Below are 15,550 nucleotides of genomic sequence, written 5' to 3' on the forward strand. Positions count from 1 at the left end.
GGCGGGAAAGAACACGTCAATAAAAAAGGAACCGTCAGCCATGGACAAAACATCCACGGCGACGGTTGTTCCCAACGGGAGAAGCGTTGCTGACTTCAGATTGCGGAGCAGCGTACAGCCTGGCTCCCTCCGCTGTAACAGGACAATGCCGGGCAACTCGGCGTTGCAGCGGAGAGAAAAAGGGACATTCGGTTATTTGCCTCATGACGCTCCTTGTATGGAAAAACGGTGGTTGCCGCCGCCCGACCTTTCGGTCGAAGCGCGCTCCGTGCCTCATCCCCATGTCTATGTGTTGTTGAGAAATGCGAATGTGTATTTGTTTTCTATATCGGAACAAATAAAATTCTCTTTAGTGTAATGATAAAACCATCATAAAAAATCTAGTAAAAAGCAAGATGAATGTATATTTTTGCGATATAATATATTTTAAAAAGGAATTAAGCATTATATAAAATAGAAAAATATTTTTTTACCAAAAGAAGAGTTTTTATTTATGCTATTACGTAATATAAAAATCCCCAGAGTCCCGGCCGGAATGCTGGGACTCTGGGGAGGCGGGCGCGCACTGTCCAAACACGCCCGCGTGCGGTCGGGGAGGAGATGCCTTTGCCCCTTGGCCGCAAATGTCACTCAGGCCTGTTTCAGCTCCTGAATCAGCGTGGTGAGGCCCTGGGCCTGGGCGGCCAGGTCGGACACTGCCTTGGCCGCCTCGGCCATGGCTTCGGCGGTCTGGCGAGCCATGTCGTTGACCTCCACGATGGATTGGTTGATCTCTTCGCTGGCGGCGGATTGCTCCTCGCTGGCCGTGGCAATGGCGTTGACCTGATCCGCCGTGACTTCCACGGTAGTCACGATTTCTTCCAAAGCCCGGCCGGACTGGCTGGCGAAGTCCGTGGCCTGGTTGATCTGCTGCACGGCGTTGTCCACGCCGGCCATGCTCTTGGTCGTGCTTTCCTGGATGGCCCTGATGGCGTTGCCCACGTCCGTGGTGGAGGCCATGGTTTTTTCGGCCAGTTTGCGCACCTCGTCGGCCACCACGGCAAAACCGCGTCCGGCCTCGCCCGCGCGGGCCGCTTCAATGGCGGCGTTCAGGGCCAGGAGGTTGGTCTGGTCCGCGATGTCCGAGATGACGTTCATGATCTGGGTGATGGCCTGGGCGTGATCGTTGAGCTGAACCATGTCGTCCTTGAGTTCAACGGAAACCTGATGCACCTGCTCAATGCTCTGCACGGCCTTTTCCACGATCTGTGAGCCCGCCACGGCCTTGTCCTTGGTTTCGGCCGAGGCGCCGGAAGCCGAGCCGGCGTTTCTGGCCACTTCCTGCACGGTAGCATTCATCTCGTTCATGGCCGTGGCCGCTTCGGACAGGCGTTGCGCCGCTCCGGCCGCGCCCCGGTCGGCCTGTTCGATCTGGGCCGAGAGCTGGGTGGAGGCCGAGGAAACGATGCTGCCCACCTGTTCCAGCTTGTCCGCCGCCGTCATCATGGCCATGGTCTTGGTCTGGGCCTCCTTGCTCGCGGCCTCGGCCTCCCGCATGGCGGCGTGGGCTTTGGCTGATTGTTCACTGGCGTTTTCCGACTCCTGCCGGGCGTTTTCAATATGCTCTTTCAGGGCTGCGACCATTTCCACAATGACTCCGTATACACCCAGCTTTTTGCTGCCGTCGTCGATATCATAGTCGCCGTCCACCACGCGGCGGGCGATATTGTTCAACTCGCCGGGATCCTTGCCTAACTGGCGGTTGGTGTCGTGCATGAGCAAGAGCGTCAGTATAACGGCGATCAGAATGGCGGCCGTCACCATGCTGATGCCGGTCAGACGGGAAGTGGCGTAGGTTTCGACTCCGCGCGCGCTGACCTTGTCAGCGAAAGCCGCCGCCTCTTCCACCAGCAAAGCCAGCGAGTGGGACAGGGACTCATAAAGCTCCCGTGATTCGCCTTGCAGCAGAGCCACGGAATCCTCCGTGTTATGTTCTCGGGAACGGGAGAGCATTTTTTCGGAAACCTTGAGATAATCGTTCCACTGCAGCTTGGCCTCCTCAAAAGATTTTCGCGTCCCAGGCGAAATGATGATCTTTTCCAGGTTGGCGATATACGATCTGACGGCGTCTTTTTGCTGGGCCATTTGCTTTTCGAGGCGGCCCATTTCCGCCGGGTCGGAGGAGTAGATATGGCGGATTTCAGCAATACGATATTCCCCCGCGTCGTTGTTGAACTGGCCGGCGTTCCGGATAGCCGGGATATTTCTGCTGGACAAGCTGGTGGTCGCTTCATTGATGCTCTGCATTTGCATTAGCAGATAGAGAGTGAGAAAAGCCATGAGAATTGTCAGAAATCCCATGCTGGAATAAATTTTCGTGGAAAGTTTCATGAAAGACTCCTTTGGATGTAATAATATTACTGTAAATTATGCTGATAATTTATTGATGCGTATTATATAATAAAACAAAAGAGCTGAGCTCTGTCCCGCATCAGGGGACAGAGCTCAGCTCTTTGTTAAAAGCTCTCATTAAATAAAACGCATTTATCCTATATGGGCTCTCTCTCTCTCTCTCTCTCTCTCTCTCTCTCTCTCTCTCTCTCTCTCTCTCTCCAAAGAAGACAGCGCTGAACAGGCCGTCCAAGCGACGGCTTACGAAAAGAGGGTGTCTGTTTATCTGTCTCATGAAGCCCCTTGCGAAAAAAAAACAGCTTGTGGCGTCCACAGAACGGCACGGTTCAGTATGGGATCACATGCTTGCTCGCCCGGAACGCCGCCGCATGCATCGGCTTCGCCATGTTTTCACGTCAACCCGCATAAATTAACGGGAAGGTGTATCTTTTCAGAATTTATCGGAATAAAATAGATTGACTTTAGTATTTTTAAGATAAAAATTGTAATTTAGTAAAAAATAATTATAATAATATGATATGTCATAATAATTGCTTGGTATGATAAAAAATACAAATTGTTTAAAGTCGAATATAATTCGACGACTATTTTTGTACCAAAACAAAAAAACGCGTCCCGTTGTCGATTTGGGGCGCGTCCTTGTATGTGATCGCTATCAAAGGAGCCTGCGTGTGGCCGGAGTGGATTATTCCGGAACCCATTTCAATAAATATATTTCCTTATCGACATGGAAAGACTTTTCTTGGTCGGGGAGGACGCTCTCTTATGGTCCGACGGCCTCAGGCCGTGGCGTCGGCCAACCAACAGGCCACGGCATGCCCGCCCCGTATGAATGAGGGCGGCATGGCCTCGGCGCAACGGGGCATGGCCTCGGGGCAGCGGGGTTGAAAAGGGCAGCCCGGCGGCATGTTCTGGAGTGAGGGCACGCTGCCCGGAATGGTGGGCAGACGGCTGAGGCCCATGGAGCGGCGGCTGGGCGCGGAATGCATCAGTCCCCTGGTGTAGGGGTGGCGGGGATCGGCGAAAAGCTCGCGCGCCGGGGCGCGTTCCACGAGACGCCCGGCGTACATGACGCCTACCACGTCCGCCACTTCGGCCACCACGCCCAGATCGTGGGTGATCAGCAGCACGGCCATGCCGCGCTCGCGGCTCTGGTCCAGGATCAGGCGCAATATCTGGCCCTGAATTGTGGCGTCCAGGGCGGTGGTGGGTTCGTCGGCCAGCAGCAGTTCGGGGCGGCAGGCCAGAGCCATGGCGATCATCACCCGCTGGCGCATGCCGCCGGAAAGCTGGTGGGGGTAGTCGTCATAGCGGCTGTGCGGCGAGGGAATGCCCACGTCCGCGAAGAGGCGTTCCGCCTCCCGGCGGGCTTCGGCCCGGCCCATGCCCAGATGCAGGCGCAGGGGCTCGGCCACCTGTTCGCCCACGCGCAGCACGGGATTGAGCGAGGTCATGGGCTCCTGGAAGATCATGCCCACGCGGCGGCCCCGGATGCCGCGCAGCTCTTTTTCCGGCAGGCTGAGCAGGTCTTCGCCGCGCAGCAGCGCCCGGCCGCCGAGCACGGCGGTTTCCGGCGTGAGGCGCAGCACGGCGCGGGCCGTGAGACTTTTGCCGCAGCCGGATTCGCCCACCAGGCAGGTGATGGCCGCCGGGGGCAGCTCAAGATGCACGTCGCGCACGGCGGGCAGCAGATGTCCCTCAAAGGGGAAGTGCACGGAAAGGTCTTCCAGCCGGAGCAGGGGAGCGGCGTCAGGGGAGGCGCTGAAAAAATTTCTGGAGGGTGTCGCCATGAGTGTCTTTTATGCAACCGAGACGCGCTGCGAAATTTGACGCCGCCAACGGGCAAATCCCGACGTTCAGTGTTTGACCTGGGAATTGCGGAAGTTAATATACGCCTCACGCATGGCGATATAGGGATCCACTGCGGCGCTGTTCAGGTCCTCATACAGCGGCAGCACGTCGCCCAAGGCGTTGAAACGCAGGGCCAGTTCCGAGCTGGTGGCCAGTTCCCAGGGGTAAACGTAGAAAAAGGGGTCCGTGAACAGGTCGCCCGCCCGGCCCACGGTGTCGCGCGCGGAACTGGGGCCGATAAAGGGCCAGACCACGTAAAAGCCGTGGCCGATGCCCCAGCGCCCGAGGGTCTGGCCGAAGTCTTCGCCCGAGGGGTCCACGGGCACAATGGTTTTCTTGCCCTTGGCCACGTCCGCGAAACCCAGGCTGGATGTGGTGTTGATGAAAAAGCGCCCGAACTCCACCCCGGCTTCCAGAAAACGGAACTGCAGGATATTGTTCACGAAACGCATGGGGAACAGCACATTGGAAAAAAAGTTCTTCAGGCCGCTGCGGAGCTGGTGGGGAGTTATGAAGACCCAGGCGTTATACGCGGGTCTGGCGATATGGAGATAAAAAATGTCGTTGAAGCGGAACCAGAAGCGGTTCCAGGGCTCCAGGGGGTCCGAGATACTGTCCACCGGGGCCGTATCGTAGTCGTCCAGGCTGTCGGACTGCTGCATCTGGCCGTAGGGATGCACGGTAATGGCCCCCGGCGCCAGGGACGGGCTGTTGGCGTAAACCGTGGAGGGCGTGCGGGGCGGGTCCGCCGGAGCGGCCGAAACGGCCGCAGGGCAAGACCAGGCCAGAAGCAGGAGTAAACAGAGGGCCGGGCCGACGCGGCGGCCCGCCGGGAAGGGCAGGCCGCCAAAGCGGGATACGGACGTGTTATTGGGCATGTTGCTGGCGCACTTCCTGGGCTTTGGCCCGCACCCGCTCAATAAGCTGGTCCGGACTCGCGCTGTTCAGAATGTCCTGAAACTGGGTGCGGTAATTCTTTACCAGGCTGATATTTTCGATCAGCACGTCATAGACGCGCCAGCCGCCGTCCTTGGGCAGCATGCGATAGGCCACGGGCACTTTTTTGCCGTCCTTCATGGTGATGACGGTGCGCACTTCCGTGCGGTCGCCCGCGGCCGAGGAGAGCTCGCCCACATAGACGACCTGCTCGCCGTTGTAGCCGTCGATCTTGTTCACATAGGTGCTGATCAGCAGATCCGCGAAGGCGTCGCTGAACTGCTTTTGCTGCTGGGGCGTGAAAGAGCGCCAGCGCGCGCCCACCGTGCGGGAGGAAAATTCTCCGAAATCGAAGATATGCAGCACCTCGTCCTCAATCTGCTGGCGCAGGGGGCCGCGTGTTGCCGGATTGACGTAGTCGGGATTCTTGATGCTGGCGAGAATGCGATTGGTGGCTGTTTCCAGCGCCTGGCGGGCAGGCGAGGAGGGCGCGGGCGCAGCCTGGACCGCGACGGAGAAAGCGGCCAAGCCCAGAGCCAGGCAGCAGAACAGAACAAGAACGCGTGAAAACGCGGGTATACGGGGCATATTACACACCTCCGAAGGCGTATTTACCGATCAGCGTTTCCAGATCCACCGGAGATTCCGTCTCCGTGATGGTGCCGCCGGGCGGGATCGTTTTTTCTGAACCGCCCCGCGAGAGGCTGACGTATTTGTCGCCGATCAGGCCGCTGGTTTTAATGGAAGCAATGCTGTCGTCGGAAAGACGCAGGTTTTTGTCCAGGCGCAGATGGACCACTGCCTGGGTGCGCAGGGGATCGGGGTCAAGGCTGATGGCCACCACCCGGCCCACGGGCACGCCCGCCAGCTCCACATCCGCGCCCACCCGCAGGCCCGAGGCGGAATCAAAGCGGGCGGAAAGCTCGAAGCCCTGATTGGCGAAGAATTCCATGCGGCCCAGTTTGATGGCCAGGTAGGCCACACAGATCAGGCCCAGCAGCACAAAGATGCCCACGGCGGTTTCACGGACGCTGTTCATGCGTTTTTCAGACTCCAGACTGCGGCATAACAGAACATGACATTTTTTTAGTATATCTGCCCGGCGGCAAAGTTTCAAGCCCACAGGACGCCGGGCGCAGGGCAGACGCATCTAATTCCAGGCTTTGCAGGCCTTTTATTTGCCGTGATGATCCGTCAAAACCAGCCTTTTGTGTGCTGGCTGCGTCATCTGGCGCTTTTTGCTGCTCATGTACTTGAGTACGCTCTGCTCTCGATGCCCGTAAGGCTCGCCCGGCTCGCCAACGGGCACGGCCCTTTGGGCCGCCTTCCGGTCGGTTTCCGCGCAAAAAGCTCCATTTTCCTTGCCGGCACGCAAAAATCTTGCTTCAGCCGTTGCGACGAAGGAAGCTACGGATGAAGACAGCAATTGGTTACGCAAAATTATATCCAAGGAAATCGCTGTCGCTATCCGTAGCGGTGCTGTCTTGATCCGTAACACGGCTTCGCCGTGAACGGCTCAAGCAAGCCGCTGACGCGGCAACGGCTAGCGCATTTTTTAGGATTCTCCCGGCACCAGCCATCCGCCTGCGCTTCGCTCCGGCGGAGTAAAGGTAGCTTCGCCTCTTTTTGTTCGTTCCCCGATCTATCGGGGAATAAAGGCTTTTTAGATGCGTCCGCCCTGACGCCGGGCGGTTCAACCAGATCCGTGGTTCAGCGCCTTTCAATGCCGCGACAGCCGCGTCTTCCGCAGGGTGGGGGCGAAGGGGCCGTCATGACGCCAGCCATTTGTCCAGGGCCGCCCGCACTACGGGATCAGCCGGTTGGTGCAGGGTCAGGCGCTGGTCCCCGGCCTCGCGGCTGAGGAATTGCCGCAGATAGGGATCCGGGCTGGCCTCCAGTTCGGCCAGGCTGCCCGCGAATACCGCGCCGCCGTCCCGCAGCACCAGCACGTAGTCGGCAATGGCGCGCAGGCTCGCCAGGTCGTGGCTGACCACCACCAGGGTCATTTCGGCGTACTGCTCGTGCATGGAGTGCAGCAGTTCGTCCATGCGGGCGGCGGTAATCGGGTCCAGGCCGGACGTGGGCTCATCGCAGAGCAGAATGCGCGGCTCGGCGATGATGGCCCTGGCCAGGCCCGCGCGCTTGCGCATGCCGCCGGAAAGCTGGTTGGGGTAAAAGTCGGCGAAGTCCTCCAGGCCCACCATGCGCAGCACGCGCAGGGCCGCCTCGCGGATCAGGGGCTTGGGCAGGCGCAGATGCTCGCTCAGGGGCAGGGCCACGTTCTGGGCCAGGGAGAGCGCGCCCAGCAGCGCGCCGTCCTGGAACAGCACGCCCATCTGGCGGCGCACGCGGCGGAATTCCGCGCGGTTCAGGGCGAAAAGATCCCGGCCGCCCAAATACACGCTGCCGGACAGCGGCCGCGAAAGGCCGATGATATGCCGCAGCAGGGTGGATTTGCCGCCGCCCGAGCCGCCCAGAATGACGGAAACCTTGCCCGCGGGCAGCACGGCGTTGATGTCGCGCAGCACCACGTGCTCGCCGTAGCCCACGCTCAAGTCGTGAAATTCAATGTCCCAAGCCTGCATACTTCCGCCTACAATAAGAATGATGTCAGCACATAGTCCGCGGCCAGGATCAGCACGCAGGAAATGACCACCGCCGAGGTGGTGGCGTTGCCCACGGCCTCGGGGCCGACGCTGTCGCGGCGGCGGTGGGTGTAGTAGCCCTGGTGGCAGCAGACAGTGGTGACCAGCAGGCCGAAAACAAGGGCTTTGACAAAGCCGCCGGATATGTCGGTCATGGTCACGGAACTGGCGATGCGGTAAAAATAGGCGCCCTCGTTGATGCCCAGCATGAGCACGCCGGTGAGATAGCCGCCGAGAATGCCGATGACGTCGAAAATGGCCGTGAGCAGGGGAAAGGAAATCAGCGCGGCTACCAGACGCGGGCTGACCAGATAGCCCAGGGAGTTGATGTCCATGACGTCCAGGGCGTCGATCTGGTCCGTGATGCGCATGACCCCGATTTCGGCGGCCATGGACGATCCCGCCCGCCCGGTGAGCATGATGGCCGTGAGCACCGGCCCCAGCTCGCGGATCAGGGTCAGGGACACGGCCGAGCCCAGCATGCCCACCGATCCGAACTGGATCAAGGTGTAATAGCCCTGCAGGCCCAGCACCATGCCGCAAAAGATGCCGATCAGCAGAATCACGAACAGCGATTTGTAGCCGATCACGTAGATCTGTTGCAGGCTGCGCGGAAAAATCCTGGCGCTGGTGAATATCTGGCCCAGCCCGGCCAGCATGAACAGGGTCATGCCGCCCACGGCGTCAATGCCGCGCAGGCAGGGACGGCCCAGAAGACGCAAAAAGCCCGGCTTGGCGCTGTGCCCGTCCACGGTCCGCCTCAGCGTCCGGTCTTCCGGCTCTTGCCGGAAACCGCTTTTTTGGAAGCCAGAATGGGCTTGCCCAGTTTCATACGTTGCAGCTCCTCGCGCAGATTGGCGGCATCCAGCTCCGTGCCGCGCAGATTGACCAGCACCAGCAGCACCTTGCCGCTCTTCTGCTGGCGGCTGCGCAGGCCTTTGCTTTCCAGGCGGGCGCGCAGCTTGTCCGCGTCGGCCTTGTCCTTGAACGCGGCCACCTGAAAACTGTAGTCGAACAAGGGTTCGGCCTGTGCCGCCTTGGGTTGCGCCGCCGGTGCGCGCTGGGTCTGGCGCGGGTCAGCCCGCTGGCTCTGAGGGGGCGAGGACGGCGCGGCGGCCGCTCCCGGCGCGGGCGTGGCCGGGTTGATGCCCCAGGCGGCCAGACCCGCGCCCTGCGGGCGGCTGAACGGAAAGGCTGACCCATCCTGTGGGGCGGCCTGCGGGGCGGCCTGGGGAGATTGTTGGGCTTGCGCCGCGTCGGCCGGGGAAGCCGGGGTTCCGGCTGTGCTCCCCGTCTGTTCCGGCTGCTCTGCCTGCTCCAGCTGAGCCGTCGGCGGGCTTTGCGCGCCTGGGGCGGCCAAGGCTGTTTGCGGCGCGGGCGCGGCGGGTTGCGCCTGCTCATCCCGGAGCATGCCGGTCATCTGCTCCACGCTTTTTTCCGGATTCTGGCCGCGTCCGACCATGAAACCCATGAAAAAGGCCCAGCCCACGGCGGCCACCAGCACCAGACCCAGCGCGGCAACGGCCACACCGGACAGGCTGAAGGTAAAGCGGCGGGGCTTGCCGCCGGAAGAGGCGCTTTTCTGAAAACTTTTACGTAGGGGCTGGGGCATGCTTTTACCTGATATGCAACACGATTTGGACGGCATTCATTACATGGCCTCCGGCGCGCTGACGCCCAGCACGTCCAGGCCGTTGCGCAGCACCTGGGCCACGGCGCGCAACAGGGCCAGACGGGCCAGGGTGCGCGGCTGATCGTCGGCGAGCAGCACCTGATGTCTGGCGTAGTAGCTGTGCAGCAGGCCCGCCAGCTCGGTCAGATAGTGGCTCACGTGGTGGGCGGCCAGGGCCCGGGCCGCTGCGGCCAGCATGTCCTGGAACGCGGCGGCCTTGCGCAGCAGGGCCATGTCTTCGGGCGTGTCCAGGCCGGCCAGCATCTCTTCCGTGACGGTTTCCGGCAGGCCGACGCCGCGCTCTCCGGCGCGGCGCAGCACGGCGCAGATGCGGGCGTGGGCGTACTGTACGTAATAGACCGGGTTGTCCAGGCTGCGCTGCTTGGCCAGCTCCAGATCAAAATCCAGGGGGCTGTCGCTCTTGCGCGAGAGGAACATGAAACGCGCCGCGTCCGCGCCCACTTCGCGCAGCACGTCGGCCAGGGTTTCAAAGGTGCCCGCGCGGGTGGACATGCTCACGGGCTTGCCGTCCCGCAGCAGATTGACCAACTGGATCAGGACCACGTCGAAACTGTCGCGTGGCCTGCCCATGGCCGTAATGGCCGCGCGCATGCGCGGCACGTAGCCGTGGTGGTCCGCGCCCCAGATGTCGATGAGCCAGTCGTAGCCCCGTTCGAATTTGTCATGGTGGTAGGCGATGTCCGTGGCGAAATAGGTCAGGCTGCCATCGGACTTTTTCAGCACGCGGTCCTTGTCGTCGCCCAGCTGTTCCGTGGCGAACCAGAAGGCGTTTTCCTTCTCATAAGTGTACCCGGACCGGCCCAGGGCGGTAAAGGCCGCGTCCACAGCGCCGCGCTCCACCAGGGTCTTTTCCGAAAACCAGCGCTGGTGCTCCACCCGGAACTCGTTGAGATCCGCCTTGATGCCCGCCAGGATCTCGTTCATGGCCCGCTGGTAACAGCACTCCTGACCCTCGGCTTCGGGCAGGTCCGGCAGATGGGGATCGTCCGCCAGCATCTCGCGCGCGATGTCGATGATGTACTCGCCCCGGTAGTAATCCTCGGGCCAGTCCACCGGACGCCCGGCCAGCTCCAGTACGCGCAGCCAGACCGAAAGGCCCAGCAGGCGCATCTGGCGGCCCGCGTCGTTGATGTAATATTCCGTATCCACGGCATATCCGGCCTTGCGCAGCAGCCGGGCCAGGCTGTCGCCCACGGCCGCGCCCCGGCCGTGTCCCACATGCAGGGGGCCGGTGGGATTGGCCGAGACGTATTCCAGCAGCACCTTGCGGCCCGCGCCCGTGCCGCTCGCGCCGTAGGCTCCGCCCGCGGCCTCCACATCCAGCACCGTGCGCCGCCAGAACGCCTGGCTGAAGGTCACGTTGCAGAAGCCCGGTCCGGCGGCCTCGGCCTTTTCCAGGTCCGGACAGCGCTCCAGCAGCCGCGCCGCGAACTTCTGGGCCAGTTCGCGGGGATTGCACTTGGCTTCCTTGGCCAGCAGCATGGCCGCGTTGGTGGAGAGATCCCCGTGTTTGGGATCGCGCGGGGGCTCAATCACGGTTTTGACCGGCCAGGCCAGTCCTTCTTCTTCCAGAATGGCCGCGAGGGCCGTGCGCAGGGTGTCGGTGGCGCGCATATCTTTTCCGTATCCTTAAAAATATTACAGGCTGAATGCCGTGAGGCTTTCCAGAGTGCTGACCAGTTCCACGCGCAACGCGTCGCTCCCGACGGCGATGCCGTTCAGGCAGGGGGCGACCATCTTGCCCAGTACGGCCTTGGGACCCAGCTCCAGCCAGAAGCGCGCTCCGTTCGCGTATTGGTTGCGGACGGTTTCAATCCAGCGCACGGGCGAAACCATCTGCCGCAGCAGGCTTTCCCTGGCGCTTTCGCCGTCGTGCACGGCTTTGCCGTGCTGATTGCAGTAAACCGGAAAACGCGGCTTCCGCCAGACGGCCTTGCGCAGCAGGGGGGCCAGCTCTTTATTGGCCTCTTCCATCATGGGGCTGTGGAACGCGCCGCTGACCTTGAGTTCAATGCCGCGCCCCTTGCGCTCCTTGGCCTTTCGACAGGCCAGGGCCACGGCGGACTTGGTGCCGCTGACAACCAGCTGGGCCGGAGTGTTGTAATTGGCGGTGAGCAGCATTTCGCCGCTTTCGGCGGCGGCCTCGGCCACGATTTCCGCCACGCGCGGCTCATCCAGCTTGAGCAGGGCGGCCATGCCTCCCTTGCCCTCCGGGTCGGCCTCGGCCATCAGACGGCCGCGCAGGGCCGTGATTTCCAGCACGTTTTCCGGCGAGAGCACGCCCGCCGCCGCCAGGGCGCTGAACTCGCCCAGGCTGTGCCCGGCGGCCCCACAGGGGCTGACGCGCCCGGCCGCTTCCCGCCAGAGGTTGCAGTTGACCACGGTCAGGGCCGGTTGCAGGGCGCGGGTGTCGCTCATGGCGGCCTCGTCGCCCTCCCAGTAAATTTCGCGCAGGGGCAGGCCGCTGATGCGCTCGGCCTGCTTCCAGAGGTTCATGGCCTCGGACGAGGCCTCGGCCAGATCGCGGCCCATGCCGGGCTCCTGCGAGCCCTGGCCGGGAAAAAGCAGAACAGGTTGCGTCATAAGTGCGTTCTCTCCAAAGGGCGTGTGAACTCAAGTGGTGCCGACGTCAAGGCGACTAGGGCGTGTTGACGCTACATTCTTTTGCCCGCTGATTTTGTCGAACTTCGCCTTTTATTCCAGTCGAGTGCCAGAAGAGTACACTCCTTTCATAAAAGGCTTGTTCTCCTTGTCGGCAAACAAAATCCCGGTAGTGTCAACAGGCCCTGGAGCAGATTCGCGTTGAAATTGTGCCGATTTCAAAGCTGACGCTGCCTTCAGCCTATCGTTGCTGTCGTCAGCCGCTGATTTTTGCGCCTCCCCGCCTGTCGGCTCCGCCGTCGCGGGATGCGCATCGGGCTGTTGAATTGCTTTTTTTACGTTATCGGGGCGGGGCTTGCAAGTCCCGCTTGCCGGGGATATGACTGAAAGCCCGGCGCATCCGCCGGTGAATGCGGAGATGAAGATCATGCAAGAGCAGCAGACGGTGGACAGAAAGGAATTGGCCCGGCTCGCGGCGGCCACGGGCGCGGACGTACCCTCGGCGGCTCTGGAGCCGCTGGCCGTCTATCTGGAAATGTTGTGCCGGTGGAACGCGGCCATGAACCTGGTGGGCGCGCGCTCCTGGCAGGACATCCTGGCCCGCCTGGTGGCCGACAGCTTTCATCTGGCGTCCTTTCTGGAGGAACTGCCCCTGCCGGAAGAGCCCTTGAGCTGGGATCTGGGCTCCGGCGCGGGTTTGCCCGGCATTCCCCTGCGCATGGCCTGGACCAGGGGCGGCTATTATATGGTGGAAGTGCGCGAAAGGCGCGCCCTGTTTCTGTCCAGCATCCTTGCCCGCCTGCAGTTGTCCGCCACCCATGTGTTTCGCGGTTCGGTGGAGCATTTTTTTCAGGGCCAGTATTATCAGGCGGACTGCATTGTGAGCCGGGCCTTCATGCCCTGGCCCGAATTGCTTGAGCTGACCCTGCCCCGGCTGCGGCCCGAGGGAGTGCTGGTCATCCTGGCGCTGACTCCCGCGCCCGAACGTCTGCCCGCGCCCTGGCGGCTGGCGGGCGTGCGCTCCTATGCGGCGGCGGGCAGCGGACGCTGGTTCTGGGCACTGAGCCCGTCGGGGGACATCTCCGGCGGGACAGGAAAAGCCGTTGAACCCGTATTGGCCGAGCGGACCGAACGGGTCGGGGAAGACGGGCCGTGCCTGGGGTAGGCGCGTCCGGCGCGCGGCAGGACGCGCCTCACTACTGGCTGCGGGGCCTGTTCTGGGGCCTGCTGACCTTGGGACTGGCTTTCGGCCTGCGCATGATGGAGTGGCCCTGCTGGCAGAATCCGGAATACCGCCTGGGCAGCGAATGGCTGCTGGCAACCCACGACGCCTACCATTGGGTGGCCGCCGCCGAGGGTTTCGGTCTGGGCGTGGGGCATCCCATGGCCGAGATGCTGCGGCTCATGGCCCAGACCCTGCATACCTATCCGGCCGCCGTGGCCTTCTGGTTCCCGGCGGTGCTGGCAAGCCTGGTGGCGGTGATCGTCTTCGCCTGGGTCTGGGCCCTGGGCAGCATGGAGGCGGGCGTGGCCGCCGGGCTGATCACCTCTCTGGCTCCCGGTTTTCTGGCCCGCACCCTGCTGGGCTATTATGATACCGACTTGGTGACCCTGTTTTTTCCGCTCCTGATGACCCTGGCTCCGGCCTGCTGGGCCATGCGCTACATGCTGTTGCCGCGGATGATCCTGCGGCGGCTGGTCCTGGGATCCGGCCTCAAGGCGGCGCAACGCCTCTGGGGCGAGCGCGGCGCGGATGAGGCGCACCTGGAGCGCCTGGGCAATCCCCTGCGCTGGCAGTGGGTGCTCTTGCTGGGCGCGTCGGGCGTCATTTCCTGGTGGACCCAGGAATGGCATTCGGTTTTTCCCTATCTGATCCGTTACAATGTGGTGTTGCTGGCCTTGATGGCCCTGATCATGGCCCCGCGCGGGCGGCGCGGCATTCTGCTGCTGGGCGGGCTGGCTTACGCCCTGCCCACCCTGGGCGGCCCGGCGGGCTTCGGTTTCAGCCTGATTCTGCTCCTGGCCGGGAGCAAGGCCGGGCGCGGGCTGCGCCACCTGCTCTGCCGTCCCCTGGTCCTGGTCCTGCTCTGGCTGGGCGCGGCGGCCCTGCTGGTGCAGGGCGAAATCCTGACCACCCTGATCAATCATGCCAACGCTTATCTCAAGCACAGCGGCGACGTGAGAAGCACGGGCGAGGGCATGAGCCTGGTCTATCCCTCGGTGGCCCAGTCCATTATTGAAGTGCAGGATCTGAGCTTCGCGGCGCTCTTCCCCTATTTCCATCCCTGGATGGAAGCCGCCGTCGTTGGCCTGGCCGGTTTTGTCCTGGTGCTTTTCCGGCGGCCCGGCGCGCTTTTTCTGCTGCCCCTGGCGGCCTTGGGCCTGCTGAGCACCAAGCTGGGCGGCCGGATGGTCATGTTCGGCGCTCCGGTGGTGGCCGTGGGCCTGACCCTGCCCCTGTACTGGCTGCTGCAGCGCCTGCTGCGCGCCGATCTGCGCGGGGCCGTGGCGGGCGCGGCGACCTCCTGTATTCTGCTGGCCCTGCTTGTGGCTCCTTTCGCGGATATGATCCAGGCCATCTCCCAGGGGCCCATAATCAACCGCCGCCACGCCGAGGCGCTGACCCGCGCCCGGACCATGACCCCCGAGGACGCCAAGCTCTGGCTCTGGTGGGACTGGGGCTATGCTGCCCACCATTTCGCGCGGCGCTCGACCATCGCGGACGGCGCGCAGCACGCTGGGCCTTCGCTCTACCTGCCCGCCGCGGTCTTTGCCACGGACAACGCGCGCTTCGCCAGGCAGCTGATCCGCTACACGGCCAAGATGGGCAACGAGCCGGGGAATGTCTTTGAAGGCCTGGACGGCCGGGCGGCCCAGGCCCTCATGGACAAGCTGCGCTCGCCGGAGACCCCGCTGGTGGAAGCCAAGGGGCGGCTTTTTGTGGTGGTCAGCTTTGAAATGCTGCGCCTGGGCTTCTGGATCAGCAATTTCGGCAACTGGAATTTCGTGACCCGCCAGGGCGAGGGCGGCGCGCTGTCCATTGTGCCGCAGGCGCTGGCCTACCGCCTAGACACGGGCGAAGTGCGTCTGGAGGGCAGCACCAGCACCATTTACCCTTCGTCGATCAGCGTGTTCGAGGAAACGGGCGTGACCCGCCGCAATTACGTGCAGGAATGGTTCGACGCCCACCCCAAGGCCACGCCCGAGGAGCAGAAGGAATTTCTGTCCGGGCGGCGGAACGTGAACTTCCTCTTTAATCGGGTCACGGACGAAAAACTGGCCGTGGATCAGGGCCTGTACAATTCGCTGATGGTCCAGCTGCTGGTGGGCGACCCGCAGGATCCGCGCTTCTCGCCCTACTTCAAGCTGGTTTACGACAATGTCTTTGCCCGGATTTACGAGGTGCTCTGAGGTCGTCCGGAAACTACTTTCG

14 protein-coding genes are annotated in these 15,550 nt (G+C 62.4%); 2 read left to right on the forward strand and 12 right to left on the reverse strand.

The window, feature by feature from the left end:
* Positions 1-630: 630 nt before the first annotated feature.
* The 12 genes from HMPREF0326_RS06850 to HMPREF0326_RS16715 all read right to left on the reverse strand — a co-directional run bounded on the left by HMPREF0326_RS06850 (position 631) and on the right by HMPREF0326_RS16715 (position 12,546).
* Positions 631-2,370, reverse strand: a complete 1,740-nt coding sequence (locus HMPREF0326_RS06850; RefSeq protein WP_008685320.1) for a methyl-accepting chemotaxis protein — start codon at positions 2,368-2,370, stop codon at positions 631-633.
* Positions 2,371-3,170: 800 nt separating this feature from the next.
* Positions 3,171-4,181: an ABC transporter ATP-binding protein gene (locus HMPREF0326_RS06855; RefSeq protein ID WP_008685321.1), complete on the reverse strand. Its 1,011-nt coding sequence runs from the start codon at positions 4,179-4,181 to the stop codon at positions 3,171-3,173.
* 66 nt (positions 4,182-4,247) lie between these two features.
* Positions 4,248-5,120, reverse strand: coding sequence for an MlaA family lipoprotein (locus tag HMPREF0326_RS06860; protein WP_020990358.1), 873 nt, complete (start codon positions 5,118-5,120; stop codon positions 4,248-4,250).
* On the reverse strand, positions 5,110-5,766 hold the full coding sequence (locus HMPREF0326_RS06865) for an MlaC/ttg2D family ABC transporter substrate-binding protein (RefSeq protein ID WP_008685323.1): 657 nt from the start codon (positions 5,764-5,766) through the stop codon (positions 5,110-5,112). The genes HMPREF0326_RS06860 and HMPREF0326_RS06865 overlap by 11 nt, the downstream gene beginning before the upstream one ends.
* Position 5,767: 1 nt before the next feature.
* Positions 5,768-6,217: an outer membrane lipid asymmetry maintenance protein MlaD gene (mlaD, locus tag HMPREF0326_RS06870; protein ID WP_008685324.1), complete on the reverse strand. Its 450-nt coding sequence runs from the start codon at positions 6,215-6,217 to the stop codon at positions 5,768-5,770.
* Between the two features lie 135 nt (positions 6,218-6,352).
* Positions 6,353-6,616, reverse strand: a complete 264-nt coding sequence (locus tag HMPREF0326_RS16710; protein WP_156896230.1) for a hypothetical protein — start codon at positions 6,614-6,616, stop codon at positions 6,353-6,355.
* Between the two features lie 331 nt (positions 6,617-6,947).
* A complete protein-coding gene (locus HMPREF0326_RS06880; protein ID WP_008685326.1) occupies positions 6,948-7,763 on the reverse strand; it encodes an ABC transporter ATP-binding protein in 816 nt (271 codons plus the stop codon).
* Between the two features lie 8 nt (positions 7,764-7,771).
* On the reverse strand, positions 7,772-8,575 hold the full coding sequence (locus HMPREF0326_RS06885) for an MlaE family ABC transporter permease (protein ID WP_008685327.1): 804 nt from the start codon (positions 8,573-8,575) through the stop codon (positions 7,772-7,774).
* Positions 8,576-8,583: 8 nt separating this feature from the next.
* Complete coding sequence (locus tag HMPREF0326_RS06890; RefSeq protein WP_020990359.1) at positions 8,584-9,435, reverse strand: SPOR domain-containing protein; 852 nt, start codon at positions 9,433-9,435, stop codon at positions 8,584-8,586.
* Positions 9,436-9,474: 39 nt separating this feature from the next.
* Complete coding sequence (gene argS, locus HMPREF0326_RS06895; protein ID WP_008685329.1) at positions 9,475-11,130, reverse strand: arginine--tRNA ligase; 1,656 nt, start codon at positions 11,128-11,130, stop codon at positions 9,475-9,477.
* Between the two features lie 24 nt (positions 11,131-11,154).
* Positions 11,155-12,099 (reverse strand): ACP S-malonyltransferase, encoded by a 945-nt coding sequence (locus HMPREF0326_RS06900; RefSeq protein ID WP_008685330.1) that lies wholly within the window; start codon positions 12,097-12,099, stop codon positions 11,155-11,157.
* 111 nt (positions 12,100-12,210) lie between these two features.
* The gene (locus HMPREF0326_RS16715) at positions 12,211-12,546 is read right to left on the reverse strand and encodes a hypothetical protein (RefSeq protein WP_147568384.1); all 336 of its coding nucleotides are present in this window, start codon (positions 12,544-12,546) and stop codon (positions 12,211-12,213) included.
* On the opposite strand from HMPREF0326_RS16715, the gene HMPREF0326_RS06905 reads away from it, so the two are divergent.
* Together HMPREF0326_RS06905 and HMPREF0326_RS06910 are read left to right on the forward strand one after the other, a co-directional pair.
* A complete protein-coding gene (locus HMPREF0326_RS06905; protein ID WP_020990361.1) occupies positions 12,545-13,282 on the forward strand; it encodes a 16S rRNA (guanine(527)-N(7))-methyltransferase RsmG in 738 nt (245 codons plus the stop codon). The two genes, HMPREF0326_RS16715 and HMPREF0326_RS06905, sit on opposite strands and share 2 nt — an antisense overlap.
* Positions 13,270-15,528, forward strand: coding sequence for an STT3 domain-containing protein (locus HMPREF0326_RS06910; RefSeq protein WP_008685334.1), 2,259 nt, complete (start codon positions 13,270-13,272; stop codon positions 15,526-15,528). Before HMPREF0326_RS06905 ends, HMPREF0326_RS06910 begins: the two co-directional genes overlap by 13 nt.
* Positions 15,529-15,550 lie beyond the last annotated feature (22 nt).

Origin of the sequence: Desulfovibrio sp. 3_1_syn3, from assembly GCF_000145315.2 — a bacterium.
Classification (GTDB): Bacteria; Desulfobacterota; Desulfovibrionia; order Desulfovibrionales; family Desulfovibrionaceae; genus Desulfovibrio; species Desulfovibrio fairfieldensis.

Bases quoted from the DNA above. Each gene is read 5' to 3' on its own strand.
- HMPREF0326_RS06865 (WP_008685323.1), bottom strand. From the start codon at position 5,766: ATGCCCCGTATACCCGCGTTTTCACGCGTTCTTGTTCTGTTCTGCTGC.
- argS (WP_008685329.1), bottom strand. From the start codon at position 11,130: ATGCGCGCCACCGACACCCTGCGCACGGCCCTCGCGGCCATTCTGGAA.
- HMPREF0326_RS16715 (WP_147568384.1), bottom strand. From the start codon at position 12,546: ATGATCTTCATCTCCGCATTCACCGGCGGATGCGCCGGGCTTTCAGTC.
- HMPREF0326_RS06890 (WP_020990359.1), bottom strand. From the start codon at position 9,435: ATGCCCCAGCCCCTACGTAAAAGTTTTCAGAAAAGCGCCTCTTCCGGC.
- HMPREF0326_RS06860 (WP_020990358.1), bottom strand. From the start codon at position 5,120: ATGCCCAATAACACGTCCGTATCCCGCTTTGGCGGCCTGCCCTTCCCG.
- HMPREF0326_RS06905 (WP_020990361.1), top strand. From the start codon at position 12,545: ATGCAAGAGCAGCAGACGGTGGACAGAAAGGAATTGGCCCGGCTCGCG.
- HMPREF0326_RS06855 (WP_008685321.1), bottom strand. From the start codon at position 4,181: ATGGCGACACCCTCCAGAAATTTTTTCAGCGCCTCCCCTGACGCCGCT.
- HMPREF0326_RS06880 (WP_008685326.1), bottom strand. From the start codon at position 7,763: ATGCAGGCTTGGGACATTGAATTTCACGACTTGAGCGTGGGCTACGGC.
- mlaD (WP_008685324.1), bottom strand. From the start codon at position 6,217: ATGAACAGCGTCCGTGAAACCGCCGTGGGCATCTTTGTGCTGCTGGGC.
- HMPREF0326_RS06900 (WP_008685330.1), bottom strand. From the start codon at position 12,099: ATGACGCAACCTGTTCTGCTTTTTCCCGGCCAGGGCTCGCAGGAGCCC.
- HMPREF0326_RS06850 (WP_008685320.1), bottom strand. From the start codon at position 2,370: ATGAAACTTTCCACGAAAATTTATTCCAGCATGGGATTTCTGACAATT.